This window comes from Aestuariibius violaceus, from assembly GCF_040779325.2.
Lineage (GTDB): Bacteria > Pseudomonadota > Alphaproteobacteria > Rhodobacterales > Rhodobacteraceae > Aestuariibius > Aestuariibius violaceus.
Genome location: NZ_JBFONT020000011.1, coordinates 1 through 24,325, shown reverse-complemented (window position 1 = coordinate 24,325; position 24,325 = coordinate 1). Strand labels below are relative to the sequence as shown.

Here is a 24,325-nt window from a genome sequence, read left to right as displayed (position 1 = left end):
ATGGACCCGCTCACGCTCACCATGATCGGCGTGTCGATAGTCATCATCATCGCGGGCTATCCGATCGCCTACGCGATGATTCTCTGCTCGCTCGTCTACATCGTCGTGAACGGGCTGCCCGTGTCGCTCCTCGTCCACGAACTCGGGCTCTCGCTCAACAGCTTTACCATGATCGCGATCCCACTCTTCATGTTTGCGGGCAAGCTGATGACGGCGAGCGGCATTTCCGACCGTATCTTTGATTTTGCCAACAATCTCGTCGGACGCATCCCGGGTGGCCTCGGCCACGTGAACGTCACATCAAGCCTCGTCTTCGCCGGCATGTCCGGCTCGACCGTCGCCGATGTCGCGGGGCTTGGCGAAATTGAATACAAGGCCATGACCCGCAAGGGCTACGATCCCGATTTCACGATGGGCGTGACGCTGTCATCGGCTGCAATCGGGCCGATTCTGCCGCCTTCCCTGCCGATGGTGCTCTACGGTGTGGCCGCCGGCACCTCGATCTCGGGCCTCTTCCTCGGAGGCATTCTGCCGGGCTTTCTGATCGCCTTTATGCTAATGGTCTATGTCTTTTTCGTCGGCCTCGCCAAGGGATACCGCATCGATGTCTGGGCCGGATGGGGGGCGCTCTGGAGCTCATTTCTGCGCGCGACGCCACCGCTGATGACGCCCTTCATCATCGTCGGCGGCATGGCCTTCGGATGGTTCTCGCCGACGGAGGCTGCGACGATCGCAGTTCTCTGGGCGCTTTTCATCTCGATCGTGGTCTACCGGACGCTCGAGCTCGCCGCCTTTATCGAGGTCCTCAAGGACGTTGCTCTTTCGTCCTCTCGCCTTCTTTTCGTGATTGCGTCGGCTTTTCTATTCGGCTGGGTTGCTACGTTCGGCCAAGTGCCACAAATGCTGGCAGAGGCCATCGAGAGCAACATTCAGTCCGTGGCTGTCTTCCTGCTCGTCTGCATCATCGTCAACCTGATCCTCGGCGCGATCCTGGAAAATGCGATCCCGCTCCTGATACTCGCGCCGATGCTGGCGCCAATCGCCGAGCAGACCTATGGGCTCGATCCGATCCACTTCGGGGTGGTAATGGTCTTCAACATTATGATTGGACAGTTCACGCCGCCCATCGGCCTGTCGCTCTTCGTCATGCGGGACATCACCGGTTTCCGGCTCGGACGCGTTTTCTTTGCGGTCCTGCCGTTTCTTTTCCCGCTCCTCATCTCGCTCTTCATCATGGCCTACGTCCCGTGGGTCGTCACCGCCATCCCGCACGCCGCGGGGTTCTGATCTAATCCAAGGAGGACACCATGAGTATCGCCAGAAGAAGCTTCATCGCCCTTGCCGCAGCGCTCACCACGCTGCCATCAATCGCCGCCGCCCAAGACGTGACGCTCCGGTTCGCCCATGTCGTGCGCGAAGGCGATCCAGGCTACATCGCTGCCGAGGCGTTCAAGGAGCGGGTAGAGGAAACAAGCGGCGGGAGCGTCTCGGTCCAAATTTTTCCGGCTGGCCAGCTTGGTAACAACCGCAAGCTCTTTACCCAGATCCAGTCCGGCGCCATCGACATGGCCTACACGCCCTTCAACATGCTCTCCGACATCGTGCCGGAATTCGCCACGATAACTGGCGGATACATGTTTGAGTCCATCGAGCACCAGCGCATGGTGCTTGACGGCGAAGAGTTCGGCCAGGCCTGGGGCGAGCGCTTGCTCGAAGACGGTGGTCTGCGCATTCTCGCAAGCTTTCACTACGGCACACGAAACGTCACGACCAAGGAGACGCCTGTACAAAGCCCCACCGACCTGAATGGGCTCAAGCTGCGCGCCGTCCCAAATGCCATGTCGCTCGCCACGGTGACGGGTCTCGGCGCATCCCCAACACCGGTCGCCTGGCCGGAGACATTCCAGGCGCTGCGCCAAGGCATCGTTGACGGTCAGGAGAACCCGACCCCGGTCCTGCACGCGGCCAAGTTCTATGAAGTGCAGGGTTTTCTCATCAAGACCGGCCACCAGATGTCCGCCCTGCCCTTCCTTATCAACGAGACCGCCTGGCAGGGTCTGACGCCGGACCAACAGGCAGCCGTCCAAGAGGCCGCCGATCACGCCGTCACGGTCGCCGAAGAAACGATGATCACTTTCACCGAAAGCCTCGAATCCGATCTGGTCGAACGCGGCATGGAGATCGTCGAGCTCACCGACGAGGAAGTCGCAGTGTTCCGCGACTCCGTTCGCGCACAGGTTGCAGCCGAATTCGACGGCAAAGTCCTCCCAGCGGGTCTGATCGATCAGATCCACGCTCTCGCAGCCACGAACTGACCGCAATATTCGGGGGCGCGTTTCCCCCGCGCGCGCTCCTTTTTTGGAGATGAGAAGATGCGCGCAAGCGTCATTCAAATGAACTCGGTCAACGACAAGGCCGCCAATATCGAGCAGGCGGAGTCGCTCGCCTGCGCCGCAATCGACGCGGACCGGCCAGACCTGATCTCGTTTCCAGAAAATATGAGCTGGTGCGGCGGCAGCGTCACCGACCGGCTTGCCGCAGCAGAACAGATCGAGGACGGGCCGACTTATGCGCTCTGCCGCCGCCTTGCGAAAGGAAACGGTCTCTGGGTCCATGCCGGCACGATCCCTGAGCGCGCACCGGAGGAAACGCGGAACCGCAACACCACCGTCGTCTTCGATCCCAACGGCGAAATCGCTGCCCGCTACTCGAAGATACACATGTTCGACATGACCACCCCCGATGGGCAGGTCTATTGCGAGAGCGAAGTAAACGAACCCGGCGAGAGTGTTGTGGCATTCGACCTGATGGGGTTTCGGGCTGGTCTCACGATCTGCTACGACATACGCTTCTCGGAACTTTATGCGGCGCTGGCCCGCGACGGTGTGACTCTGCTTTTCGTCCCCGCAGCCTTCACGATGCAGACCGGCCGCGACCATTGGCACACGCTCCTTTCAGCCCGCGCGATCGAGACGCAAAGCTGGCTTATCGCCGCCGCGCAGTGGGGAAGCTTTCCCGTGCCGGATGGCACGCGCCAGATGTACGGACGCTCACTGGTTGTCGATCCTTGGGGCACGACGGTCGCACAGGCAAGCGACGGCACCGGACATGTGACAGCGACGATTGATCCCGAACGCACCAAAGATGTCCGCGCAAGAATGCCCACCCTTAATCACCGGCGGGACTGGCTCTGATAGTTCGGCTTCGAAGTCGCCAAACACGTTCCGCGAACTTCGCTAGCCCGCGGAGCGAATCTTGGCTCGACGCCCAACAGTTTATAACCAAACACCCAATCTGAACTTGGCGAACGGTTGTGGTCGCTCTGCCCTAGAGAAATTGTAGGAGTCGGCGTCACGATAGGGGGCTCAATTATCGTTACCGTTGGGCTTGAGAATCCGAGGATAGAATCGAATACGAAGAGCTGCGGATAATCGGCTGTAGATCTCTACCGATCCAAGATCATTCTTTCCAAAATATGACTGACTTGGATCAGTCCGCGATCACGACGTCGCAATCTGGTGAAAGACCAGCCTCTTCCACACGGGCGTTACAATGCTCGACAGCTTTGTCGCGAACGCCTTCACCACCCATCATCTCCCATACGGTGGTTGCTGCCGAACGCACGACAACCACGGCTCCAGGGGCGTCGTCTGACAGCTGCACGAATGCGGCGATCGCCTCTGCGGACAGGATTGGCCCTTCTGTTGGCTCCCAGTTTTCGGGCAGGATCTGACCGATTTCACGACATGATGAGTCTTCGGGGCGTCGGCGCGTTTCACATTGGGTTGTCGCGACCGCACGCGCTGCTTCCGGGGTATGAAGACCCAAGCTTGTACTGATGGACATCTGGTTTGAATTCTTCGGGAAGAAGGCCACGACCGATCCAAAGAAGTGTTGATCAATGACTGAGTCCAAGACCATTTGTCCAAGGGCCTGCTGGTCGTCCGGCGAAAGGTCGGCAGCATTGATTGTCACGCGAAACCGGGTGGGGTCCGGCAGAGATGCCTTGGCCTCGGCGCTGGTCATCGGCAAAGACTGGCTGCTCACAGTCTGCGCTGTCGCGCCAAACAGAAACAGGACGGTGAGCGAGGCCGAGGCTAAGCGCGAGATCGTGACGAGCATCTGTTTAAGTACCTTCGATGTTTGGCCCTCAGGAAACATGGAGCGGCCATGATGACCGGCGCGAGACAGATGTATCCTCGGGGCTGTCCTCTGTTCTCGAAGACCAATCGCCGCTCTGTCTCTTCACCAAACTGGACAAGTGTCCCCTGCCCTGGGCAGGACCTTCATGTCTATTGCGACTGTTCGTAGTCATCCTCAGCGCCCTCGAGATCCTCTTGCAATGCCTCGTTGACCTGGTCCAAGGCCGCTTCCGCCTCTTCGCGGATCCGAGCGATACCGGTCATATCTGGCTTCGAGCAGAAGGATGGCCTGCTCGGTCACGTCGAAGGGCACATCTGATTGCCGGGCATAGGCGTAGAGTCCGTTTTTCTCGCGCACCTCGTTGCCTGAGATACAGTTCTCCATTTTCAGCAGTTGAATGGAAACCTGATTACTGTTGCGCAGCTGCCGTATGCGTACCTGATTGCGTTTCTGCAAAATCTCGATGTTGTTGGCATTGGTCCGGCGCAATTCGTTCAACCATGACCGGGCTTCGTCCGCATCGCTCACTTCCGTGAAGATCCCGCCACCCGCCTCGGCCACCGCTTCAAGTTGTGTGCGGTCGTCAGGCGCCAGGTCAAATCCAATGATGTTAATGACCGCCTTGGTGTCACCGTCACGCAGAACAGCTGCAGCTTGCACCGGGTCTCCGCCGCAGGTTTCTTCGCCATCGGATACGACATAGATTACTTGCTCGCCAGGCGTTTCGCTTGGCTGAAAGGCAGCTCCCGCATGAGTCAGAGCATCCGCAAGCGGCGTCCAGCCGCGGGGTGACAATGTGTCTATCTGGGCTTGGACGGTGGCGCGGTCAGTCGTCAAGGGAACCAGCGTTTCGACCGCCTGACAGCTCGCCTGCCGGCCCGCGTCATCATTTGTCCCGCGATGACCGAAGGCGACGAGGCCCGTTTCAACATCATCTGGGACCGAAGCCAAAAACGCATCTGTTGCTTCTCGGGCATGGGTCATCTTCGTTTGGCGGCCCAGACTACCCGCCATGGACCCAGATGCGTCTACGGCGATCATTAGGCGTCGCAACGGCACCGGAGGCGCATTTTCAGCGGCCTGAAAGATCGCTGGCGGTCCAACGCCTTCCAGATCACCGATCTCCTCAAAGCACGCCTCGTTGTCTTTGTCCGAGGTTTCGAGAAAGGACGATAGAAGGTCATCGGCACGCCACACTTCTTGCTGCTGATCGGCGAGGCAAAGGCCGGGAAGGATAATCAATATCGGAAGATAGCGTACCATAGCTCTTCTCTCATATGGAAATCTGTCGAATTCATCGCGCAGACCGATCTTGGTGGAGCTTCGCGCATAGGCGGCACGGTCTAACTGTCTCTGAATTGCGGCCAAAAGGCCATCTGGAAGGCGTTGGGCCATGCTCTTTTGGCAAAGCCTTGCCACCGCAATTCTAGACTAAGAGTGCCCGTTTGGTTGGTTTTCCGTTGAGGCGAGCGATGCAGACTTGACCGATTGTCTCCTGTCCGTCGTCAGATGAATTGGGACACGCCGACCAGAAAACCTGCCTGGCGTCAAAGACTCAACCGCCCCCCTCATCGCGCAGTTCCACAGTATAGCCGAAGCCACGGACGTTGCGGAGTACGACAGAGCTCGTCACCGCCCCGAGTTTACGCCTGAGGTAAGAAACGTACACTTCAACGTTGTTCGTTTGTGGATCGAAGTCGTAGCCCCACACCTCTTTCAGCAGTTCGGTCCTGCTCAAAACGCGCTCGCCATTTGTAATCAACGTCTCAAGAAGTGAGAACTCGGTCGCCGTCAGCATCAGCGGGCGCCCGTCAACCATCGCACTCGCCCGGCCGCGATCCAGCGTGAGCGGTCCCAGGTGCAGAAGGTTCGGTCTCGGCGTGCCGCGGCCAGCGCGCCGTAAAAGGCTCTGAACGCGCGCCACGAGCTCGGACACCGCAAAAGGCTTGGTCAGATAATCGTCAGAGCCTGCCTCGAGCCCCTCGACTTTCTCCCCAAGTGCATCCCGCGCCGTCAGCATCAGGATCAGGACATCGTTCCCGACCGCCCTCAACTCCCGGCATAAGTCCGCACCTTCCACATCCGGCAGCATCCGATCCAGAACCACCAGATCGTGATGCTCCTCGGCCAGGCGTTCGGCGACACCCAACCCGGCATTCACAATATTGACGATGTAGCCTTCCATCGTGAGCGCGTCGCTGACGACCTCGCAGATCTCCGGATCGTCTTCCACGACGAGAATCTTGGCGGAACTCATGCGCTCCTACCCACCGGGACGAGGAGAGAGACCTCCGCTCCACCACTGTCCGAATTAGCCAGGCGGATGAGGCCGTCATGCCCCTCTACGATCCAATGCCCTATTGAAAGCCCCAAGCCCGCTCCCCCCGAACGCCCATGATAGAACCGTCGTGTCGCCTCGCCGATCTCTTTTTCGGTAAAGCCGGTGCCTTCATCCGTGATCGTGACCCGTGCCATCTCCCCTTCGACGGCCAAGGCAACATGCACGTTACTGCCGGGAGGCGCGGCATGTATCGCATTATCGAGTACGATCAGGATCGCCTGGCGCAACCTGTCGGCATCGCCATGGATGACGACCGGATCTGCCGGGTGTCGCGGCAGGACAGAGACGCGCTTTGGCAGTGCAAGAGTCCGGCTGTCCAGGATCGTATCATCCAGAACCTCCTGCATCACGACAGGGCCCCGCTGGATGGGTATGGTCCCCGACTCGCTGCGGGCGAGGAAAAGCAAATCATCGACCAGCCTGCTCATGTCGGCGGACTTGCGCACGATGCGTTCCAGCGCGTTGCGCAATTGTTCAGGGCTGGTCGACGGATCGCGCAGCGCGACTTCGGCCTTGCCGCGCACCACCGTCAGCGGCGTCCGCAATTCATGACTGATATCGGCCAGGAAGCGGGCGCGCCCTTCCGACTGAACCTCGAGGCTCTCCAAGGCGTCACGCAGCTCCTCTGTACGGGCATCCACCTCATGCTCAAGATCGGCCTTGGCCCCGAGCAATGCGGTGCGCTGCGCCTTGATCTGAGCCGTCATCCGATTGAAACGGCGGGTGAGCTCACTCAGTTCATCCCCGCGTTCCACTTCCGCAACGACATGATCGAGGTTTCCAGCCGCGACAAGTTCAGCCCCGCGTGCCAACGCTTTCACCGGTCGCAAGACACTGCGGTAAAGAAAGATCGACAGGGCAACGAGCGCCGCAAGAGCGGCCAGTGCAAGCGCGAACGTCACCATGCGCATCCTATGCGCGACGACCGCCGTCTCGCCCAATGCCTCGACAACCTCGCCTGTCTCTCGCGTGATCGCTTCGCCGACGAGCCGATCCAGGGTCTGGTCAAGATTGCCCTCGATCTCGTCACGATAGATCACCATTGCGTCGTTTAAGCGGCCATCGCGCAGATGTGTTTCGATGCGCGTGCGCGCGGCCTCGATCCTTTCGATGAGGATGCGCATCACCTGTATCCGCTCAAGCTCCTCCATTTCCAAAACACGTTCGGCCGCGTGACGCCGTGCGGTCAGGCCGTCCAGCTCATCCTCGACCTCGTTCTCCATTGTCGTGACAACCCGCAAAAGATCATCGCGCGCAGCTTCGGCCTCGCTCGGGCTCGGGCCTAGAATGAACATTTCGGCAATCTGCTCGGAATAGTCGTCTGCCGCCTTCGCAATGGAGGTGACAGCCAGTGTTTGTTCGTAGGAATTGCTGATCTCGCGCGCGGCATCGCCACCGGCCGTCAGTGACATGAGCATTGCTGCCAGCAGCAAACCAAGCCCGGTAGCAAGCCCCGCTTGCGCGATCCCGATCTTGGTCTTGAAGCGCACATCGCCCCCCGCCGAAGTCGCTGAACAATGCCATCCCGGCAATATGCCGTCAGCATATCCCACAATTTACAGCGACTTTGTGCCTGCGCCAGCGGCACCAAACATCTCTAACAGAATTCTAATGCAGGGATCTGCGCCTCGCACACTACAGTAATACGACAGTTTGATGACAGAGCGACGCGCACAGGAAGAGAAACCTTATGTCCCGCATTGCGAAAGACACGCAGTCTCGCCCTCAGAGGATTGTACTCTATTCCCATGACACGCTGGGCTACGGTCACCTGCGGCGAAATCTGCTGATCGCTGCCGCTCTTTCCGAGATGACGCCGCGCCCCGAAATCCTGCTGATCGGCGGTATGAGAGAGGCCGGCGCATTCGTCCTGCCAGCCGGTGTCGATTGCGTGACCCTGCCCGCCTACGCCAAGCAAGGCGATGGCAGCTACCGACCGCGTGATCTTGGAACCGATCTGACGCGTTTGACCGCACTTCGCAGCCAGATGATCCGCAGCGCCGTTGAGGGGTTCGACCCCGAACTGATGATCGTCGACAACGTGCCTCGCGGCGCGCAGTACGAACTGGACCAAGCGCTGGCCATGCTAAGCCATCAGAAGCGCTGCCGCGTCGTTCTGGGCCTCCGGGACGTGATCGACGAAAGTGCCGTCACACGCCGCCAGTGGTTGCGGCAACGCAATTTCGAAACCGTGCGGCGCCACTATGACGAAGTCTGGATTTATGGCGACCCCGACATCTACGACATTCTAACGGATTGCGGGATGTCGGGCCCCATCGGCGCGCATTGCCGTTTTGTCGGCTATCTGGACCCGACGGGGCGTCGCGATTCCGTTCAGGCGGCTGCGGATCTGGCTCAGGTCATTGGATGCGATCCCAGGCCATATATCTACTGCGCGGTTGGTGGCGGGCGCGATGGTGTAGCCCTGTGCGAAGCCTTTGCAGCCGCGCCGCTTCCCGATGGGCATCGCGGCGTTCTGGTGACCGGAACCCAGATGCCCGAGGCTCAAAAAACGCGCATCGCTGCACTATCCAAAGGCCGCGACGATCTGCTGGTCCTGCCCTTCCTGCGCGAACCGATCGACGTGATGAACCGGGCCGCCCGGATCGTCGGAATGGGAGGCTACAACACGACGATCGAGATACTTGCCCTGCGCAGGGCCTCTCTCATTGTGCCGCGCTGCGTCCCCCGGCGCGAACAGGTCATGCGCACCGAGCGGTTGGCGGCCCGCGGCCTTGTGTCGATGCTGTTGCCCGGTGATCTGACGCCAGCCACGTTGGGCGACTGGATGGCGGCGCCGGTTCCAACGCCAGGCTACCAGCTGGACATGACGGGCCTTTCCAGCGTCCAGGCCCTGGTCAGATCCGCCGCGACCCCGATCCCGACCGCTGCGTAAGGAGAGTTATCGTGCCCGATATTCATCCCCCGATCGGCCGCATCGGCTATGTGCTCAAAAGATATCCGCGTTTCTCCGAAACCTTCGTGATCAACGAGATCCTCGCCCACGAAGCCGTCGGTCAGGAGATCGAGATCTTCGCCCTGCGCCCGGTCGAAGAGACGCATTACCAGGACATTCTGGGCCGCGTACGTGCCCCGGTCACCCGGATCAAAGACCGGTTCACAGGCCCCGATGCCATATGGGATCGCTTGACGCGCGCGCGTGATCTTCTGCCTGGCGCGTGGGATGCTCTGGCCGCGCTGGACGGGGTGACAGGCGGGCAGGACGTGGCCCAGGCGATTGACCTCGCGGTCGAGGTCCGCACCCGCGGGATTGTCCATCTCCACGCGCATTTCGGAACCGTTTCGGCAAGTGTCACACGACTGGCCGCCGCGATGTCGGGCGTCAGCTGGAGCTTCACCGCGCACGCCAAGGACATCTATCACCGCTATGAGGAGCCTCAGCATCTGGATCTGAAACTACGCGACGCGGACGTGACGATCACGGTATCGGATTACAACCTCGCCCATCTGCGCAAGACATATGGCGCCGAACGGCTGGCGCGCGTCTATAACGGCCTCGATCTCACGCGATTTCAGCACGCCAGACCCCGAAGAAATGCCACCGAGATACTGGCCGTGGGGCGGCTGGTCGAGAAGAAGGGCTTTCACATCCTGATCGAAGCCGTCCGCCTGATGGCAGAGGCAGGCGATGTGCCGTCCTGCACCATCATCGGATCCGGTGAGGAACACGACGATCTCGCCGCCCAGATCGCCGACAGCGGCATGGGCGCCCATATCCGCCTCGAAGGCCCCCGCCCCCAATCCCAGGTCATGGAGGCGATGCGCAATGCAGCGGTCCTAGCCTGCCCTTGCGTGATCGGCTCGGACGGCAACCGCGACGGCATGCCCACGGTGCTGATCGAGGCGATGGCCCTCGGCCTGCCCGTGATCGCGACCGATATGGTCGGAATTCCGGAGCTGGTGCGGGACGGCGAGACAGGCCTTCTGGTGCCCGATGCGGATCCCCAGGCCCTGGCCGACGCGCTGCAGCGCGCCACGCGCGACGCGGATCTGCGCGCAGCGCTCTCGGCACGGGCCCGCGCGCTGATCGAGACCGAGTATGACGTCACGAAGTCCGCCTCGACGCTGCGCGGTCTCTGGGCCGAAGCGTCGGCGCGCCGCGATCAGTCCGAGCGGAGCGCTGCCTGATGCGCATCGCCTATGTCAGTGCTGATCCCGGCATCCCCATCTGGGGATCCAAAGGCGCTTCGGTGCATGTGCAGGAAATGCTGCGCGCCCTCACCCGCGCCGGTCACGGTCTGACAGTGCTGACACCGCGCGTGGAAGGCACGCAGCCCGACGACCTGTCACAAGTCGCGGTCCTGCCTCTGCCACCGGCCCCGAAGGGAGAACCGGCAATGCGTGCGCGGCAACTCCTCGCGGCAAATGCGGTCGCCCAAAAGGAGTTACAGGCGCTTACCCCTGATATGGTCTATGAGCGCCACGCCCTCTATGCCTTCGCTGCGATGGAATGGGCTGCCCAGGCGGGAATCGCCTCGGTATTGGAGGTAAACGCCCCCCTGTTGGCCGAACATGCTACGCATCGCACCCTGGCACTCGCTGCCGAGGCCGAGGCTGGCGTTCGACGCGCCATGGACGCGGCTGGTCTGATCACCGCCGTCACCGAACCCGTCGCCGCTCATGCCCGGGCGATGGGCGCCAAGGATGTGATCGTGGTGCCCAACGCCGTGGACCCAGAACGTTTTCCCACGTCTGCACCGCTCGCAGCGGCGCCATTTACGATCGGGTTTCTCGGATCGCTCAAACCGTGGCATGGCCTGCCGACGCTGGTGGAGGCCTTCACGCGCGTCCACGCGGCCCGGCCCGAGGCGCGCCTGCTCATCATCGGGGACGGGCCGGAACGTAGCGCAATCGAAGATGCGCTTGGGCGCGCGGGCCTGCGCGACTCCGCTGAGTTCACAGGGCTCCTGCCCGCCTCCGCTGTGCCCGCCGCGCTTGCGCGGCTGGATGTCGGCACAGCCCCCTATGGCGCGACGGAAGCGTTCTATTTCTCGCCGCTCAAGATCTACGAATACATGGCAGCGGGCCTGCCCGTCGTCACCAGTGACACAGGCCACCTGCCCGAGATCGTCACTCACGGCTCAACCGGGCTTATCGTACCACCGGACGACCCCGCTGCACTTGCCGCAGGTCTGATGCGCCTCGCCGGTGACGCCGCCCTTGGCCGTCGCCTTGGCGCCGCAGGGCGGGCCAGGGTCCTGACCCACCACACATGGGCCGGGACAGCCGCCCATATCCTGGCGCGCATCACGACCAAACCCACCGCTGCATGAGCCGCGCCAGCCACCTGACCGAAACGCTGCCCGGTCTGGGCCGGATCGTGCGCCGCCTCTCCCCCTATCTGCGCGGCCACTGGCGGATGCTTGTCGCATCGGTGCTGGCCCTGCTCCTGGCCACCGCCGCGAAACTGGCAGAGCCGTGGCCTTTGAAGTTTGTCATCGATGCCGTGGTCCCCGCCGCATCCGGCGAACCGGCGTTGGCGGCGATCGACCCGATGCGCCTCCTCGCGCTTTGTGCCGGTGGGCTGCTGTTGGCAGTGCTGACCCGGGCGGGGTTCCAGTACCTTGCCACTATGGGCTTTGCGCTTGTCGGAAACCGTGTTCTGACCAAGGTCCGCGCCGATCTTTTTGCGCATCTGCAATCACTGTCTGTCGGCTTTCACGCCCGCTCCCGTGCCGGCGATCTGACCATGCGCCTGATCGGCGACGTCGGGATGCTGAAAGAAACACTGGTGACCGCCGCGATGCCGCTGGCGGCCAACATCCTGATCTTTGTCGGCATGGTCAGCGTCATGCTGTGGCTCAACTGGCAGCTTGCGCTCGTCGCTCTGGTTCCCCTGCCGATCCTGTTCCTGCTCTCACGCATCCTGACTAGGCGCATCAGAAACATCAGCCGCACCCAGCGCAAGCGGCAGGGCCAGCTTGCAGCAACCTCGACCGAAACGCTGGCGGGCATCCGTTCCGTTCAGGCCCTCGGGCTGGAGGACAGCAATGCGAAGCTCTTCGGCGGTGCCAACGACAAGGATATGGCCGCGGGCATCAAAGCGGCCCGCATGGCGGCAGGCCTCGAACGGTCGGTCGATCTTCTGGCGGGGGTCGGCCTCGTCCTGATCCTGTGGTTCGGCACGTTGCAAGTGCTCTCTGGGCGGATCACGCCCGGCGATCTGCTGATCTTTGTCAGCTACCTCAAACACACGTTCAGGCCAGTGCGCGGCTATGCAAAATACGTGGCCCGCCTCGCCAAGGCCCTCGCCGCAGGCGAGCGTGTCGTAGCGCTCATGGACGAGGAAGATGCGGTACGCGACCGCGAGGATGCGCGGCCTGCCCCCGCCTTTGACGGTGCGCTCAGCTTCCGGTCCGTCAGCTTCTCTCACGCCGATCGCAATGGTGTCTTCGACGACCTCGACATCGACATTCCGGCGCAGCAACGCGTCGCCATCGTCGGGCCCTCGGGTTCAGGCAAGTCAACGCTCGTCGCCCTGCTGATGCGGCTGCATGACCCGGACGACGGTCAGGTCTGCATCGATGGCATCGACCTGCGCGACGTCACCCTTTCCTCTCTGCGCCAGCAGATCGCGCTGGTGCCGCAAGAGTCGCTCCTAGTGTCCGGAACGATCCTCGAAAACCTCGCTCTAGGGCTCACCCGCACACCATCCGATGCCGAGGCGGACTGGGCCTTGCGCGTCGTCGGCGCCGAAGACTTTGTCGCCGGAATGGAAGGCGGGCTTCAGGCCGAAGTGGCGGAGCGTGGCGCCTCTCTCTCAGGCGGGCAGCGGCAACGGCTCAGCCTGGCCCGGGCATTGCTGCGCGAAACACCCATTCTCGTGCTCGACGAACCAACAACGGGGCTCGACGGAAACAGCGAGGCGCAGGTCGCGGCAGCTATCGAAGCTGCGGCGCAAGAGCGAACCACATTGATGGTGACCCATGATCTCGCACTGGCCACACGGTGCGAAAGGGTAATTGTCTTGGGCGAAGACGGCCTAATACAGGACGGCACGCCAGAAGCGCTTTTGGCGTCCAGTGGCTGGTTTGCGGCCGCCCATGCCGCCCAGACGGGAAAGCCTCCGCGTGCCGTCGCAGGCTGACGACGCCGCGCTCTGCACGCGCGACCCCGATCTGCCGGGGCTGGCATCGGTGCTGGAGGCGCCGACACTGGCACATCGTGCCGGCCTCCCGCCTATGCGGCACTCCTATCTGCGCCACAAACCCGGCACGAGCTGTGTTGCCGGATTGATTGCCGAAGACGGCCAAACTGCGTGGAGTGCGCTGTGCTACCCCGCCGATCGCTATGCGGAGGTCAGGGCGCGCCCGTCCTGGGCCAGTGCGCTTTTTTTCGATGACATTCAAACCGTTCTGGTGCCGCTTCGGCTGGAGCGGAGGCTGCGCGTGGCCCGGGCCCTGACCGATCCAACCCAGCAGGCGATACTGCTGGAAGCGCTCGGCCTGGCGGGCACCATGCTTCGTATCCTGCGCTACAAGCCCGGCCGCCGGATCGTTCTGCGCGCTGACGGGCCGTCTGGCCCCCGCGCTGTTATAAAGCTGCACACCGATGCAGATGCGTTCGAGGCTGCATATGACGGGGCCCGACACAGTGCCGCTGTCGATGGGCCGCCCCTGCTCGGCCAGTCTCGCACCCACCACGCCATCGCGGTGGGCTGGTTGGCCGGCGAAGTCCTGACACCACGAGGCGGCGTCTCCCGCTTCATGCGCGCGGGCGAAGCTCTAGCCAAGGCTCACAAGGCTCCAACCACCGATGCGCTCGCCACTTGGAAAGCCCAGGACCCGATCGCCCTTGCTACATCTCTCGGGCAAATCCTCCCTCACCTGAAAACCGCGGCCCATGATCTTGCTAACAACCTATCCCTCCCGGACGTGGACAGATCCGTCCCGCTGCACGGAGATTTCAGTCCCGATCAAGTTCTGACCGGTCCGAACACTGCGCAAATCGTGGATTGGGACCGTGCCGCGCACGGAGATCTCGCGCGCGATCTCGGCAGCTTTCTCGCCGCTCTCGACCTGTCGAACATACGCGGCACACCCACGGAAGCTGCAGTCGAGGCATTCCTGTCCGGCTACGAGGCCGCCAGCGGCGCAATCGATGAACAGGCCCTCCGGCGCCATCAGGCCCATGCTCTGTTCGCGCTTGCACAGGAGGGGTTCCGCGACAGGCGACCAAACTGGAGGGCCGAGGCAAACGCCGTCCTCGACAGGACGCGCGCGCTTCTATCGATCTCCAAGCGTCGGATCATTCCCGGCCTGTCCGACGCCCTGAATGGTCAACTCATGGGCCCTAAGATAGCCCCATCGATCGGAAAGGATCCGCAGCGCCTCAAGCCTGAACTCGTGCGCCTCAAACCGGGCCGTCGCGCGCTGATCCGCTACGCATTGCCGGGGGGACAGGCCGTGCTGGGCAAGCTGCGCGCCAAAGGCCTGGATCAAAGGGCCGCCAGCATACAGGCTGACCTGCGCGTGGCCGGTCTTGATGGCTCGTCAGGTGTCGGTGTCCCAACCGTCAGGGGCGCGCTTGGGCACCCAGCTCTTTGGCTCCAGACCGAAGTCCCCGGCACACCCCTCGGCCTGCTCCTGCAGAGCGGCGATGCCGCGTCCGCGCTCCACAGAACGGGGCGGGCCCTTGCCGTACTCCACGACACACCACCACAAACCCGAACGCGCTGGACATTGACCGACGAGATGGACGTGCTCCGGCGCGCCATAGGCCACGGGCCCTATGCCGACCTCCTGAGCCCGGCCAGGCAGGCCATCGAGGCTTTGCCACAGGCCGCACCTTCGGGACTTCACCGCGATTTCTACTTCGATCAGGTAATCGTGGACACGGACGTCATCTGGCTTGTCGACCTTGACCTGCACGCAAGCGGCGATCCGGCGATCGATATCGCCAACTTCCTTGCGCACCTGATCGAACTTGCGCTGCGCGGGGGCGGCGACTGGACCCTCCTCGAACCGCTCGGTGCCACCTTCCTTCGGGGCTATAGCGCCACGCGGCCACTGCCGCCGCAGGACCGGATTGATACGCTCAAATGGCTGTCCCTGGCCCGCCACATCGCCATCGCCGGCGGCTTCGAAGAGCGGCGCCATACCATCCCGATCATCGCGGATCTGTGCCGGGACCGGCTCGGCGCTCAGCCCGCTTCGCTCAAACGCGCTGCGATGTGATCCGCAATGGCCTGCCCCGCCTCCGGGATACCGCGAAAACCAGGGAACGGGTTCACATCGACGATGCCGAACACGCCGTCGCGCCCGACCAGATCCACCCCGTAGATCTCCAGATCAACCGCGCGTCCGACGCGCAGCGCCAGATCCACCATCTTCTCAGGCGGCTCGAATGGCATGGGCGAGGCATTCTCCTCCCGTGGCCACGCTTTCAACAGGCCAAAGACCCGCTCACCCGCAACGTAGAGTTTTCGGTCGAACCCATCATTGGCCAGCTGCGCCTCGACATGCCACGGACCGGGAAAGGGCGGCTCTTTTGGGGCGCCGTTCGGACAGGCCAGCACGCCTGCCCCGCGCCCCTCGGCTCCTGACATCGCCTTGAGAAAGACCGGTACCGACGCCGCTCTTTCTTGGACACTACACCAGTCATAATCGGTTGCCGAAACGGGGACAGGCAGTCCCACCTCTCGCAAGACCCTCTCAAGCGCAGCACGATCGGCAACGCGCAAACAGGCGCTTGGCGGGTTGACGATCCGTTCCGGACGGCGGACAGCAATCTCGGCCAAGACATCCAAACCGACACCGCGATGTACGAGAAGCTGTGATGCCTCCGCCGCGATGGCGCCTAACGGGTCCCTCCACTCAACTTGGAGCTTTGCGCCACCGGCCACAAGAATCCTAGTAACAACCTCAAGTACAGTTCCCGGACGTGGGCGCTTGCCTGCCAAGATCATGATGTCGATCAAGGATAGCCACTCCGCTGAGAGCAGTGTGTCGACGGTGCCTTCACACTAGCCGCATCTTTCAAGCAGTATCGGACACCTCTACGCGGACTCGGACGGTGCGTCGGCAAAACGAAGACACTAGGTATTTGATTTGTTCGTTCCATCACGACAATACCGCAAGGAATCATATGAGAGTACCCACTCTTCCCGCGTCAGGCAGAGTGGGAGGGTTCATTCGCGTGAGAGTGGTTGTCATCGTCTTGGTCTTTGATTTTAAGACGTAATGCTTGCCGAATTGACATGCTCATCCTTGGCGAAATCCGAGGCGACAACGCCGCCCAGGAAGTCGCTCTTTGCAGCTCAGGCCACACTGCCCTTCACGACGTCAGGCATGCCATCAACGCCGCCAGCAGCTGACAGGGCCACTACGGGGTTCCAGTAGTCCCGGTAGTCGACGATCTTGCCGTCCCGAACCCGGATGACGTTGATGTATCTTTGATCGTACGGCAGGCCGGTTTTCCGGCCAGTACTGTTCCGTGCCTCGAATTCAAGGATCACGACTTCCGGATCGGTAGTTCGGTAGAATGCGGTCTCAGCCAGTTCCTGAATGTCATAGTGTTCACGAACCACCGGGAGGTAGTCGGATACGGCGGCCTGGCCCTTGAGGAAATTGGATCCAGCCGGAGCATATGGCGCCTCAAATACTACATCCTCGGCGCACATCTCCGGAAAGCTGTCAGCCGGGTCGAGAAGATCACCCAAGCTTTCTTTAAGCAATTTCGTGAGGGCGGGTAATGGATCGGTGTCAGGCATCGAAGTGCTCCTTTCTTCACGGTGCTCTGGAAAAGAAGGTGGGGAGCAATCGTTGGAACGCAATCGTTCCGACGAAAAACTGTTGCGACATCTGCTCCGATGCATATGAGAGACGAAAACCTGGCAAGGTCCCTGGATTGGTCTTACCGGCCATTTCCGGTTTCTCTGGCAAGAGTGGAACGCTAACGTATTGACGTGAAAACACTGGATGCGGATGGCACACTCGAGCTCCAACCAACAGCCGCAAAAACCATCCGGCGCAGCTGTTCAAAGGCCCGAGCTGACGCAAGCCCTCTATCGCGCTTTCTTCGACGAATGGGCCGAGCGAGGCTACGCTGCAATTAGCCTCGAACGTGTTGCCAAGAAAGCAGGGGCAGGCAAAGCTGCAATCTACCGCCGTTGGTCATCAAAGCGCGAGTTTGCCAACGAGGCGATAGAAGATGTCGCGTTGGCCGTGACACCCATCCCTGACGAGGATAGCCTCGAAGCGGATATCGCCGCCTTCCTGCGGTCGCTCGCGATCCTTTTTCGTCACCCTCAGATCCGCCGCATCCTGCCGGACCTCTTGGCCGAGCGGGCCCGGTCGGACGAATTGGCGTCGTTGCTCGAGACGATCGCGATGGCGCGCCGCAGTCGGGCCAAAGATCTGCTCGATCGGGCGATCGCCCGCGACGAACTTCCTGTCGACCTCGACCGCGAGCTCGCCCTGGATCTGCTTCCATCGCCGTTATACTGGCGCATGATCGTGAACCAGAGGCGGATATCCTTGACCGAGCTGCACCGGCAGGCTCATGTCCTTGCCATGGCATTGAAAGCCGCAGGGTAGCGCGAAGCGGCTCTGACGTTGCTTTGTGATCAGGCGCTCCGAAGGGGCTGTCCTCCGTTGGGGCGAAAGCCCGTCTTATCGGAGCCTCAGCCCTTGAACATCTCTGCCAAGTGGTCCGTCACGGCGCGCACGCGTGGGACGTGTCGCAAATCCTCATGTGTGACGACCCAGGTTTCCAAGACGTTGATCTGCAAATCCGGAAGAATGCGAACAAGCGCCGGGTCTTGTTCGGCCACGGGCACCTGAACCGCCGCGATCCCCAAGCCCGCCCTCATGGCGGCAAATTGCGCCGGGTGGCTGTCAGTTCTGAGTACGAATTTAGCGGGCGGTACACTCGGCAGAACCTTGGCCGCCAGGGTCAGGTCCGACTGAGACCGGTCCGGGCCTATGACATCGTGTTTTGCGAGATCTTCGACCGTCTTGGGTGTTCCGCGACGGCTCAGGTAGTCCCGATGCGCAAACAGCCCAAGCGGTATCATGGCGACCTTCCGCGCGACCAATGCCTTTTGCTTCGGGTCGGTCATCCGCAGCGCGATGTCCACCTCCTGTTCAAGCAGATTCGCGCTGATGTTGGACAGGACGAGTTCGACACGAAGTTCCGGGTGCCGCGCGCGCAGCGACGCCAGCATTGCTGGCATGACCTCAATGCCAATGAATTCCGAAACGCTCAAACGTACAACGCCGGCGACCCTGTCGGACGCAGCAGATGCGGCCCGCATCATCGCCTCTGACGCCCGTTGCATGGGACGGACATGATCCGCAAGCGACATGGCCTGACCTGTAGGCACCATGCCATTAACCGAACGCACGAAAAGTGCGGTGCCAAGCGCGTGTTCGAGCGCGGAAATTCTGGCCCGAACAGTCGGCTGCGAGAGTTTCAGGCGCCGCGCCGCAGCCGAGAGACTTCCCTCCTCTATCACTGCAAGAAAGGCGCGTTGATCGTTCCATTCGGCTTCGGCGTGCGTTGGAGTGCCCATAAGTTTTTTATGTACTGAATAAAATAATTAAGCAATTACTTTCATTCATCCTCAACACCACCTCTACCTTGTCAAACCGAGGAGAAAGACATGACAGATGCCTCCAATCAAAGCCGAACGGTGCTGGTGTTGGGCGCGACAGGTGGTGTTGGCGGGGCGATTGCCCGCGCACTTGCCGATCACGGCTGGACTGTCCGTGCCATGGTGCGCGACATCGCCAAGGCCAAAGCTGCCTGGAAGACACCGGTCATCCCAGAATTCGTCGCCGGTGACGCCATGAAGCGTGAAGACGTCATCCAAGCTGCCACGAACGGTGGCGCTGTTGACGTGATCGTCCACGCCGTCAATCCACCGGGCTACCGGAACTGGGACAAGGTCGTGCTGCCGATGATCGACAATACCATCGCCGCGGCCAGCGCCGCCGAAGGTGCGCGCATCTTGCTGCCCGGCACGGTCTACAATTACAACCCCGTCGATACGCCGGTGATCGACGAGACGACACCGCAGAACGCGATCACCCGCAAAGGGAAAATCCGCATCGCGCTAGAGAAGCGCCTCGCCGACGCGACGTCGGAGGTTCCGAGCGTGATCGTCCGCGCCGGTGATTTCTACGGCCCCAACACACGAGCCAGTTGGTTCGCGCAAGCCATGATCACCCCTGGAAAACCCGTAAGAAAGGTCACAAGCATGGCAGCCGGGGTGCCGCATGCCTATGCGTATCTCCCAGATCTCGCTGAGAGCTTCGCGCAGCTGCTTGATAGGTCTGACAGCCTGCGCCCACACGAAGTTGTTCAGTTCGAAGGAACCTGGGACGCAGACGGGCGAACAATGCTGGACACAATCCGCAAGGTCGTCGGCCGCGATCTCCCGCAGAAAGCCTTTCCCTGGTGGCTGATGCGTTTGCTGGCTCCATTCGGCGGCTTTCCCAAGGAAGCGCTCGAGATCGAACCCGTTTGGCGTCATCCAATGCGGCCCGATAACGGGCGGCTCGTCGAACTGCTCGGTCAGGAACCGCGGACCCCAATTGCGACCGCAATTGAGCATACGCTCATCAACATGGGCTGCCTCGCCGAGACGTCACCGTCATCGATCAGCCTCACAGCCTGATCTGCACCCGTTCCAGTTCTTCGGGCTGGATTGGCTGTCCCAAATGGAAAGGATTTCTCCAATGACCTTCCGCACCTTCCTGCTTGCCCAAGCCTTTGGCATCACGGCCTTCAACATTGCCATCAATTCAGCCTATACGTCGTTCCTTTGGCGCAATGAACCGCAGCTAATGCTTGGAGATATCCGCGCCGATTTGGTCATGACTCCGATCTGGATTGGCCTGCTATCTGTGCTGCTTGGAACCTTCTTTATCCGGAAGGCGTTCGCTGACGGGACCATGTTGCGCGACGCCGGGCGCAGGCCTCATCCGATACTGCGACAACTACCACGCAGGATACTGACACGGTCGGTCGTTGCCGCCGCACTCTGTGCAATTGCTTTCGCTTTGCCGTTGTCATTGCTTCTGCCACTGATCGGAGACGGCATCCTCACCCCCGCAGGCGCAGTCGGCACCAAGGCGATCGTAACGGCTATCTTCAGTCTCCTGATTGTCCCGCTCATCGTCTATGCCACGACAGCAGATGCCATCTGAAATAGCATGATCCCTGCAACGGCATGCCACCCTGATATCCGCAGATCAGGGTGGAAACCTCGTTGAGTTCTCCTGTTCAACGGCTCTAGCATCAGAGCAACTATTCACGCATCGCATCACATTTCAACCGAAGCCGCCATTCGTTCAATCCGCAGCATCGGTAAAAAGGGGCTCTCTGCCGACCTTAGCTGCACAGTCTACGGATGACGGCAAGGCGGGACTTTGCCGCCGTTAGCCATACTCCACGCAATGACCAGTTTGGGAGATCAAGCGGGTCGCGACTTTCTTAGTATTGAATCGAACCCGCCGGTCTCCAATAACTTGAGTGAGATTTTTTCGGAGCGTTTTGCGGTGAGCATCTCGACAAAAAAGCTTCAAAGCAGGCCGACATGTCCCTTCGACTTTTGGAGGCTGAGCTTGACCGGGTCACAGTTTGAAATCGGACAGCAGCTTGCAGAGTTCGCGCTCAAGACGCTCTCAATGCCGCCGCAAGGGGAAGATGAGTTATCCGCCGCCGAAGAACGGTCGCTGGATGATATCTTCAAAACCTATTGTTCGACACTATCCCAACGTGCAGAGGGCGTGGCCGCGCTGTTTGCAGACCGCGGATTAAAGGGAAACAGGTACTCACTTTCCATAGCTGACCAGCCACCGCCCTTCGCGTGTTCGGCCGCATCTTTTGCAAGCCCACCAAGTCCGATGTTGATCCGCAATTTTGATTTCACATTGCGTTCACTTGCAGAGCTTGTCGGTATGCCAGCAGCACAAACGCGACCGATGGTGGACCCGGTTGTGCTGATGAAGATCGCGCCCGATGTCGGTCGCCAGACTATTTCGATGGTCAGCATGGATCTATTTGTTGGCGCGATTGATGGAATCAACGATGCAGGTTTTTGCGCGGCGCTTCTGTCGCTCACCAACGAAAACGCGATCCCAAAGACACCACGGTTTGATCGGTTCGATGAGCTGTCGATCGTTCGGATTCTTATTGAGCAGTGTGCTTCTGTTTCCGAAGCCGTTGAACTCTTTCGCGATTTGCCAAAGTATACCGTGTTTTTGCCTTGCCATTACATCGTCGCGGACCGTCATAGCGATAGCGCCATCTTGGAATGGGATGACAAGGGCGCTCATATCTTCCAAGGCACACGCGGTGGCAGATTGGTCTGCACAAATCATTGCGTGGCGACGCCTGATGCAGGGATCAAGACCACACGGCAATCAGACAACACTGGCTCTGTCGAACGCTACGAACAACTGTCACATACACTGCAAGACGCGCCCCATGATCGTGACGCCGCTTGGAAGGCAGCGACGTTGGTCCGACTTAATGCTTTTGATGCGCAGGCGGATGTTTTTGGTGGCACGCTTTGGAGCGCTCTATATGGGCTCGACCCACCCAGCCTCGAAGTGCGTGTATTGGGACAGGCGGACGATGGCATTGGAGGTTACAATTCCGTGCCGATTGAGTACCTGCAACACGGATCACCGCGTAATGCGTAAGCGTTATACAGAACCAGATCTCAAGCGTACTACCGGCCAACAAATGCCTGCGCCTGAGCGACAAGCTCTGACCACATGTCAAAATGAGCATTAGATACGACCAACCATTCCTTCATCACCCGTTTCCCGACAACAAGACGCTTTCCGAGGTCGCGCCTTTCCAAGTCGGAAACGTCACTGGCAGGCAGTTTCACAACCAGGCCGTCGGTCCCGAGATAGGCGAAACTCTTGCCTTTGACACGAAGACTCTGCGCGTTAAGCATTTTGCCAAGCGAAACATCGGCATCCTTCAAACACTGTGCAACGATTGTATCATAGGAGGTTTTCGCGCCTGAATGTGTCATAAATCCTTCCTCCATATATTGGATATTGGACCTTATGCTGTGCTTGGCAACGCCTGACTGCATGTGACGCAGTATACACGATCCATCGGGAAATCGGACATGCGCCGCAATTGCGCCAACGTGAAGTAAGGGCTCCCAGCAGACCTAGGCGGCGATGCCGCATGGTCGATCTGTCGGCTGAGGGTGGGAACCAGCACCTCGCGGCCCAAACCGGTCACTCGATCTAACCTAGAATTGCTGCATTTGCATTCCGCATTGCAGATGGGGTGCATGGCTCCCGCTCCCCGGCGTCGCAATGCGCCATACTGCAGGTGTCAGAATCTGCGATAGATAGGAGCCACCCCATGCAAGTTACCACCGTTGGCCTGGATTTGGCCAAGACCATCTTTCACGTGCACGGAGTTACTGAGACCGGAGAGGTTGCATTCAATCGGCCTTTGCGCCGAGTTCAGTTGCTTGCATTCTTCGAGCGTCTCGCGCCCTGCCTCGTCGGCATCGAAGCCTGCGCATCGAGCCACTACTGGGCTCGTGAGCTGTCCAAGCTGGGTCACACCGTCAGGTTGATGCCACCGATGTATGTCAAACCCTATGTGAAGCGCGGCAAGTCTGATGCGGTCGACGCAGAAGCCATCTGCGAGGCGGTGACGCGCCCGACGATGCGGTTCGTTGAGATCAAATCCGAGGAGCAGCAGGCACTGTTGTCCCTGCATCGGGCACGGGACTTTGTGGTCCGCCAGCGCACTCAGCTGATCAACATGCTTCGCAGCTTGGCGGCGGAATTCGGCGTCATCATTGCGCGCGGCGTTTCGCGAGCCATCGATTTCGCAAAAGGGATAATAGAAGGACGACAGGCCGATCTGCCCGAGCTTGCGCTGGACGTCCTGCGCGTCCTCAGTCGGCAGCTTGTGCAACTCCACAATCGCCTTGGCTGGTACGAGATCACGATGCGCATTCAGGCGCGCCTCAGCAGACAAGCGCAGCTTCTGCAGTCCATTCCGGGTGTTGGGCCAGTCACAGCGTCGGCTGTAGCCGCGACGATCGGTTCGGGTCACCAGTTCCGAAGCGGTCGCGAGTTTGCCGCCTGGCTGGGGCTCACGCCACGCAACCATTCCAGTGGTGGCAAAGAGCGGTTGGGAAAGATCACAAAGATGGGTGACAGGTATCTGCGCCAGCTCATCGTGGTCGGCATGACATCACGGGTCAGGCAGGTTGCCAATCATCCGGACCGAGCCGATCCATGGCTTGCCGATCTCTTGCAACGAAAGCCTGCGCGCCTCGCGACAGTCGCCATGGCGAACAAAACGGCTCGGATCATGTGGGCCGTGCTGACCAGGAACGAACCCTACAGACCGCACGCAGCCTGAAAGCGAAAGAAACAAAGAGATAGCAAGACCGACGATGTGATGGTGTACCCTTCAGCCGCAAAGATCAGGACGCTCCGCCCAATGTCCCGGGCGTAATAGTCCGCAAAGCAGTTAGGAACCTGATCTGCGGATCCCATCAGGGCCAGCGGTCAAAACCGCGCAAACAGGCCGGACACAAGACCGCTTCTGAATAGGTACACGAAACTCCATTTAACTCTTGCTATGCGGGAGCCATCCACACAGGACATTGGCGGCCATCCGCAGCATCTTGAAATCGGCAATGGCCAGGTCGCGGGACCATGCCGCCATTCACTTTTTGAGCTTTGCTGCCACAGCATTCCTTCGAGCCTGCGGCACAACAAACGCTGCACCGCATCTGAGTCGTGAGAGCGGTCGTTCGCGGGCTAGGAATTTACCTAAACCAAAACCGCGCTTTCGCCGCGACCGGCTCCGGCAAAC

General features: G+C 60.6%; 21 protein-coding genes and 1 pseudogene. 13 read left to right on the top strand and 9 right to left on the bottom strand.

The genetic code is table 11. The features are described 5' to 3' along the window. The 3 genes from AADZ90_RS19995 to AADZ90_RS19985 are packed head-to-tail and all read left to right on the top strand — an operon-like array spanning position 1 to position 3,194. Positions 1-1,287: a TRAP transporter large permease gene (locus AADZ90_RS19995; protein WP_367312313.1), complete on the top strand. Its 1,287-nt coding sequence runs from the start codon at positions 1-3 to the stop codon at positions 1,285-1,287. 20 nt (positions 1,288-1,307) lie between these two features. Then, on the top strand, positions 1,308-2,315 hold the full coding sequence (locus AADZ90_RS19990; protein WP_367312314.1) for a TRAP transporter substrate-binding protein: 1,008 nt from the start codon (positions 1,308-1,310) through the stop codon (positions 2,313-2,315). Between the two features lie 57 nt (positions 2,316-2,372). Continuing rightward, complete coding sequence (locus AADZ90_RS19985; RefSeq protein ID WP_367312315.1) at positions 2,373-3,194, top strand: carbon-nitrogen hydrolase family protein; 822 nt, start codon at positions 2,373-2,375, stop codon at positions 3,192-3,194. Between the two features lie 295 nt (positions 3,195-3,489). Here AADZ90_RS19985 and AADZ90_RS19980 read toward each other — a convergent pair whose 3' ends face one another. The 4 genes from AADZ90_RS19980 to AADZ90_RS19965 all read right to left on the bottom strand — a co-directional run bounded on the left by AADZ90_RS19980 (position 3,490) and on the right by AADZ90_RS19965 (position 7,974). After that, complete coding sequence (locus AADZ90_RS19980) at positions 3,490-4,122, bottom strand: hypothetical protein (RefSeq protein ID WP_367312316.1); 633 nt, start codon at positions 4,120-4,122, stop codon at positions 3,490-3,492. A gap of 195 nt (positions 4,123-4,317) precedes the next feature. Then, positions 4,318-5,406 carry a vWA domain-containing protein gene (locus AADZ90_RS19975; protein ID WP_411997116.1) on the bottom strand — a complete coding sequence of 363 codons (1,089 nt, stop codon included), beginning with the start codon at positions 5,404-5,406 and terminating at the stop codon, positions 4,318-4,320. 292 nt (positions 5,407-5,698) lie between these two features. Continuing rightward, on the bottom strand, positions 5,699-6,400 hold the full coding sequence (locus AADZ90_RS19970; RefSeq protein WP_367312318.1) for a response regulator transcription factor: 702 nt from the start codon (positions 6,398-6,400) through the stop codon (positions 5,699-5,701). Continuing rightward, complete coding sequence (locus AADZ90_RS19965; protein WP_367312320.1) at positions 6,397-7,974, bottom strand: sensor histidine kinase; 1,578 nt, start codon at positions 7,972-7,974, stop codon at positions 6,397-6,399. The genes AADZ90_RS19970 and AADZ90_RS19965 overlap by 4 nt, the downstream gene beginning before the upstream one ends. A 200-nt stretch (positions 7,975-8,174) precedes the next feature. On the opposite strand from AADZ90_RS19965, the gene AADZ90_RS19960 reads away from it, so the two are divergent. The 5 genes from AADZ90_RS19960 to AADZ90_RS19940 are packed head-to-tail and all read left to right on the top strand — an operon-like array spanning position 8,175 to position 15,681. Continuing rightward, complete coding sequence (locus AADZ90_RS19960; RefSeq protein WP_367312321.1) at positions 8,175-9,380, top strand: glycosyltransferase family protein; 1,206 nt, start codon at positions 8,175-8,177, stop codon at positions 9,378-9,380. Between the two features lie 11 nt (positions 9,381-9,391). After that, positions 9,392-10,633: a glycosyltransferase gene (locus tag AADZ90_RS19955; RefSeq protein ID WP_367312322.1), complete on the top strand. Its 1,242-nt coding sequence runs from the start codon at positions 9,392-9,394 to the stop codon at positions 10,631-10,633. Continuing rightward, positions 10,633-11,778: a glycosyltransferase family 4 protein gene (locus tag AADZ90_RS19950; RefSeq protein ID WP_367312323.1), complete on the top strand. Its 1,146-nt coding sequence runs from the start codon at positions 10,633-10,635 to the stop codon at positions 11,776-11,778. The genes AADZ90_RS19955 and AADZ90_RS19950 overlap by 1 nt, the downstream gene beginning before the upstream one ends. Further along, positions 11,775-13,592: an ABC transporter ATP-binding protein gene (locus AADZ90_RS19945; protein ID WP_367312324.1), complete on the top strand. Its 1,818-nt coding sequence runs from the start codon at positions 11,775-11,777 to the stop codon at positions 13,590-13,592. Before AADZ90_RS19950 ends, AADZ90_RS19945 begins: the two co-directional genes overlap by 4 nt. Continuing rightward, positions 13,549-15,681 (top strand): phosphotransferase, encoded by a 2,133-nt coding sequence (locus AADZ90_RS19940; protein ID WP_367312325.1) that lies wholly within the window; start codon positions 13,549-13,551, stop codon positions 15,679-15,681. The genes AADZ90_RS19945 and AADZ90_RS19940 overlap by 44 nt, the downstream gene beginning before the upstream one ends. On the opposite strand, the gene AADZ90_RS19935 is transcribed toward AADZ90_RS19940, so the two are convergent. Together AADZ90_RS19935 and AADZ90_RS19930 are read right to left on the bottom strand one after the other, a co-directional pair. After that, positions 15,648-16,052, bottom strand: a complete 405-nt coding sequence (locus AADZ90_RS19935; RefSeq protein ID WP_367312326.1) for an ATP-grasp domain-containing protein — start codon at positions 16,050-16,052, stop codon at positions 15,648-15,650. The two genes, AADZ90_RS19940 and AADZ90_RS19935, sit on opposite strands and share 34 nt — an antisense overlap. Positions 16,053-16,763: 711 nt before the next feature. Beyond that, a complete protein-coding gene (locus tag AADZ90_RS19930) occupies positions 16,764-17,216 on the bottom strand; it encodes a nuclear transport factor 2 family protein (protein ID WP_367312327.1) in 453 nt (150 codons plus the stop codon). A 214-nt stretch (positions 17,217-17,430) separates the two neighbouring features. Between AADZ90_RS19930 and AADZ90_RS19925 the strand changes: the two genes are divergently transcribed. Next, positions 17,431-18,042: a TetR-like C-terminal domain-containing protein gene (locus AADZ90_RS19925; protein ID WP_411997115.1), complete on the top strand. Its 612-nt coding sequence runs from the start codon at positions 17,431-17,433 to the stop codon at positions 18,040-18,042. A gap of 86 nt (positions 18,043-18,128) precedes the next feature. On the opposite strand, the gene AADZ90_RS19920 is transcribed toward AADZ90_RS19925, so the two are convergent. Both AADZ90_RS19920 and AADZ90_RS19915 read right to left on the bottom strand, forming a co-directional pair. After that, positions 18,129-18,785, bottom strand: coding sequence for a substrate binding domain-containing protein (locus AADZ90_RS19920; protein ID WP_411997121.1), 657 nt, complete (start codon positions 18,783-18,785; stop codon positions 18,129-18,131). A gap of 42 nt (positions 18,786-18,827) precedes the next feature. Further along, positions 18,828-19,019: pseudogene (locus AADZ90_RS19915) on the bottom strand (helix-turn-helix domain-containing protein); the annotation flags it as partial. A 120-nt stretch (positions 19,020-19,139) separates the two neighbouring features. Between AADZ90_RS19915 and AADZ90_RS19910 the strand changes: the two are divergent. The 3 genes from AADZ90_RS19910 (at position 19,140) to AADZ90_RS19900 (ending at position 22,158) form a co-directional block, all read left to right on the top strand. Then, positions 19,140-20,126, top strand: a complete 987-nt coding sequence (locus AADZ90_RS19910) for an NAD-dependent epimerase/dehydratase family protein (protein ID WP_367312330.1) — start codon at positions 19,140-19,142, stop codon at positions 20,124-20,126. 61 nt (positions 20,127-20,187) lie between these two features. Further along, complete coding sequence (locus AADZ90_RS19905; RefSeq protein ID WP_367312331.1) at positions 20,188-20,658, top strand: hypothetical protein; 471 nt, start codon at positions 20,188-20,190, stop codon at positions 20,656-20,658. 249 nt (positions 20,659-20,907) lie between these two features. After that, positions 20,908-22,158, top strand: coding sequence for a C45 family autoproteolytic acyltransferase/hydrolase (locus tag AADZ90_RS19900; protein ID WP_367312332.1), 1,251 nt, complete (start codon positions 20,908-20,910; stop codon positions 22,156-22,158). Between the two features lie 29 nt (positions 22,159-22,187). On the opposite strand, the gene AADZ90_RS19895 is transcribed toward AADZ90_RS19900, so the two are convergent. Next, on the bottom strand, positions 22,188-22,502 hold the full coding sequence (locus AADZ90_RS19895; RefSeq protein ID WP_411997114.1) for a hypothetical protein: 315 nt from the start codon (positions 22,500-22,502) through the stop codon (positions 22,188-22,190). Between the two features lie 344 nt (positions 22,503-22,846). Between AADZ90_RS19895 and AADZ90_RS19890 the strand changes: the two genes are divergently transcribed. Then, a complete protein-coding gene (locus AADZ90_RS19890; RefSeq protein ID WP_367312334.1) occupies positions 22,847-23,866 on the top strand; it encodes an IS110 family RNA-guided transposase in 1,020 nt (339 codons plus the stop codon). The last annotated feature ends 459 nt before the right edge of the window (positions 23,867-24,325 follow it).

Coding starts and splice junctions, on each gene's coding strand:
- AADZ90_RS19925 (WP_411997115.1), top strand. CDS start 17,431: ATGGCACACTCGAGCTCCAACCAACAGCCGCAAAAACCATCCGGCGCA.
- AADZ90_RS19935 (WP_367312326.1), bottom strand. CDS start 16,052: ATGTCAGGAGCCGAGGGGCGCGGGGCAGGCGTGCTGGCCTGTCCGAAC.
- AADZ90_RS19960 (WP_367312321.1), top strand. CDS start 8,175: ATGTCCCGCATTGCGAAAGACACGCAGTCTCGCCCTCAGAGGATTGTA.
- AADZ90_RS19905 (WP_367312331.1), top strand. CDS start 20,188: ATGACCTTCCGCACCTTCCTGCTTGCCCAAGCCTTTGGCATCACGGCC.
- AADZ90_RS19970 (WP_367312318.1), bottom strand. CDS start 6,400: ATGAGTTCCGCCAAGATTCTCGTCGTGGAAGACGATCCGGAGATCTGC.
- AADZ90_RS19930 (WP_367312327.1), bottom strand. CDS start 17,216: ATGCCTGACACCGATCCATTACCCGCCCTCACGAAATTGCTTAAAGAA.
- AADZ90_RS19985 (WP_367312315.1), top strand. CDS start 2,373: ATGCGCGCAAGCGTCATTCAAATGAACTCGGTCAACGACAAGGCCGCC.
- AADZ90_RS19995 (WP_367312313.1), top strand. CDS start 1: ATGGACCCGCTCACGCTCACCATGATCGGCGTGTCGATAGTCATCATC.
- AADZ90_RS19950 (WP_367312323.1), top strand. CDS start 10,633: ATGCGCATCGCCTATGTCAGTGCTGATCCCGGCATCCCCATCTGGGGA.
- AADZ90_RS19900 (WP_367312332.1), top strand. CDS start 20,908: ATGACCAGTTTGGGAGATCAAGCGGGTCGCGACTTTCTTAGTATTGAA.
- AADZ90_RS19945 (WP_367312324.1), top strand. CDS start 11,775: ATGAGCCGCGCCAGCCACCTGACCGAAACGCTGCCCGGTCTGGGCCGG.
- AADZ90_RS19975 (WP_411997116.1), bottom strand. CDS start 5,406: ATGGTACGCTATCTTCCGATATTGATTATCCTTCCCGGCCTTTGCCTC.
- AADZ90_RS19890 (WP_367312334.1), top strand. CDS start 22,847: ATGCAAGTTACCACCGTTGGCCTGGATTTGGCCAAGACCATCTTTCAC.
- AADZ90_RS19920 (WP_411997121.1), bottom strand. CDS start 18,785: ATGCAACGGGCGTCAGAGGCGATGATGCGGGCCGCATCTGCTGCGTCC.
- AADZ90_RS19990 (WP_367312314.1), top strand. CDS start 1,308: ATGAGTATCGCCAGAAGAAGCTTCATCGCCCTTGCCGCAGCGCTCACC.
- AADZ90_RS19980 (WP_367312316.1), bottom strand. CDS start 4,122: ATGCTCGTCACGATCTCGCGCTTAGCCTCGGCCTCGCTCACCGTCCTG.
- AADZ90_RS19940 (WP_367312325.1), top strand. CDS start 13,549: ATGCCGCCCAGACGGGAAAGCCTCCGCGTGCCGTCGCAGGCTGACGAC.
- AADZ90_RS19895 (WP_411997114.1), bottom strand. CDS start 22,502: ATGACACATTCAGGCGCGAAAACCTCCTATGATACAATCGTTGCACAG.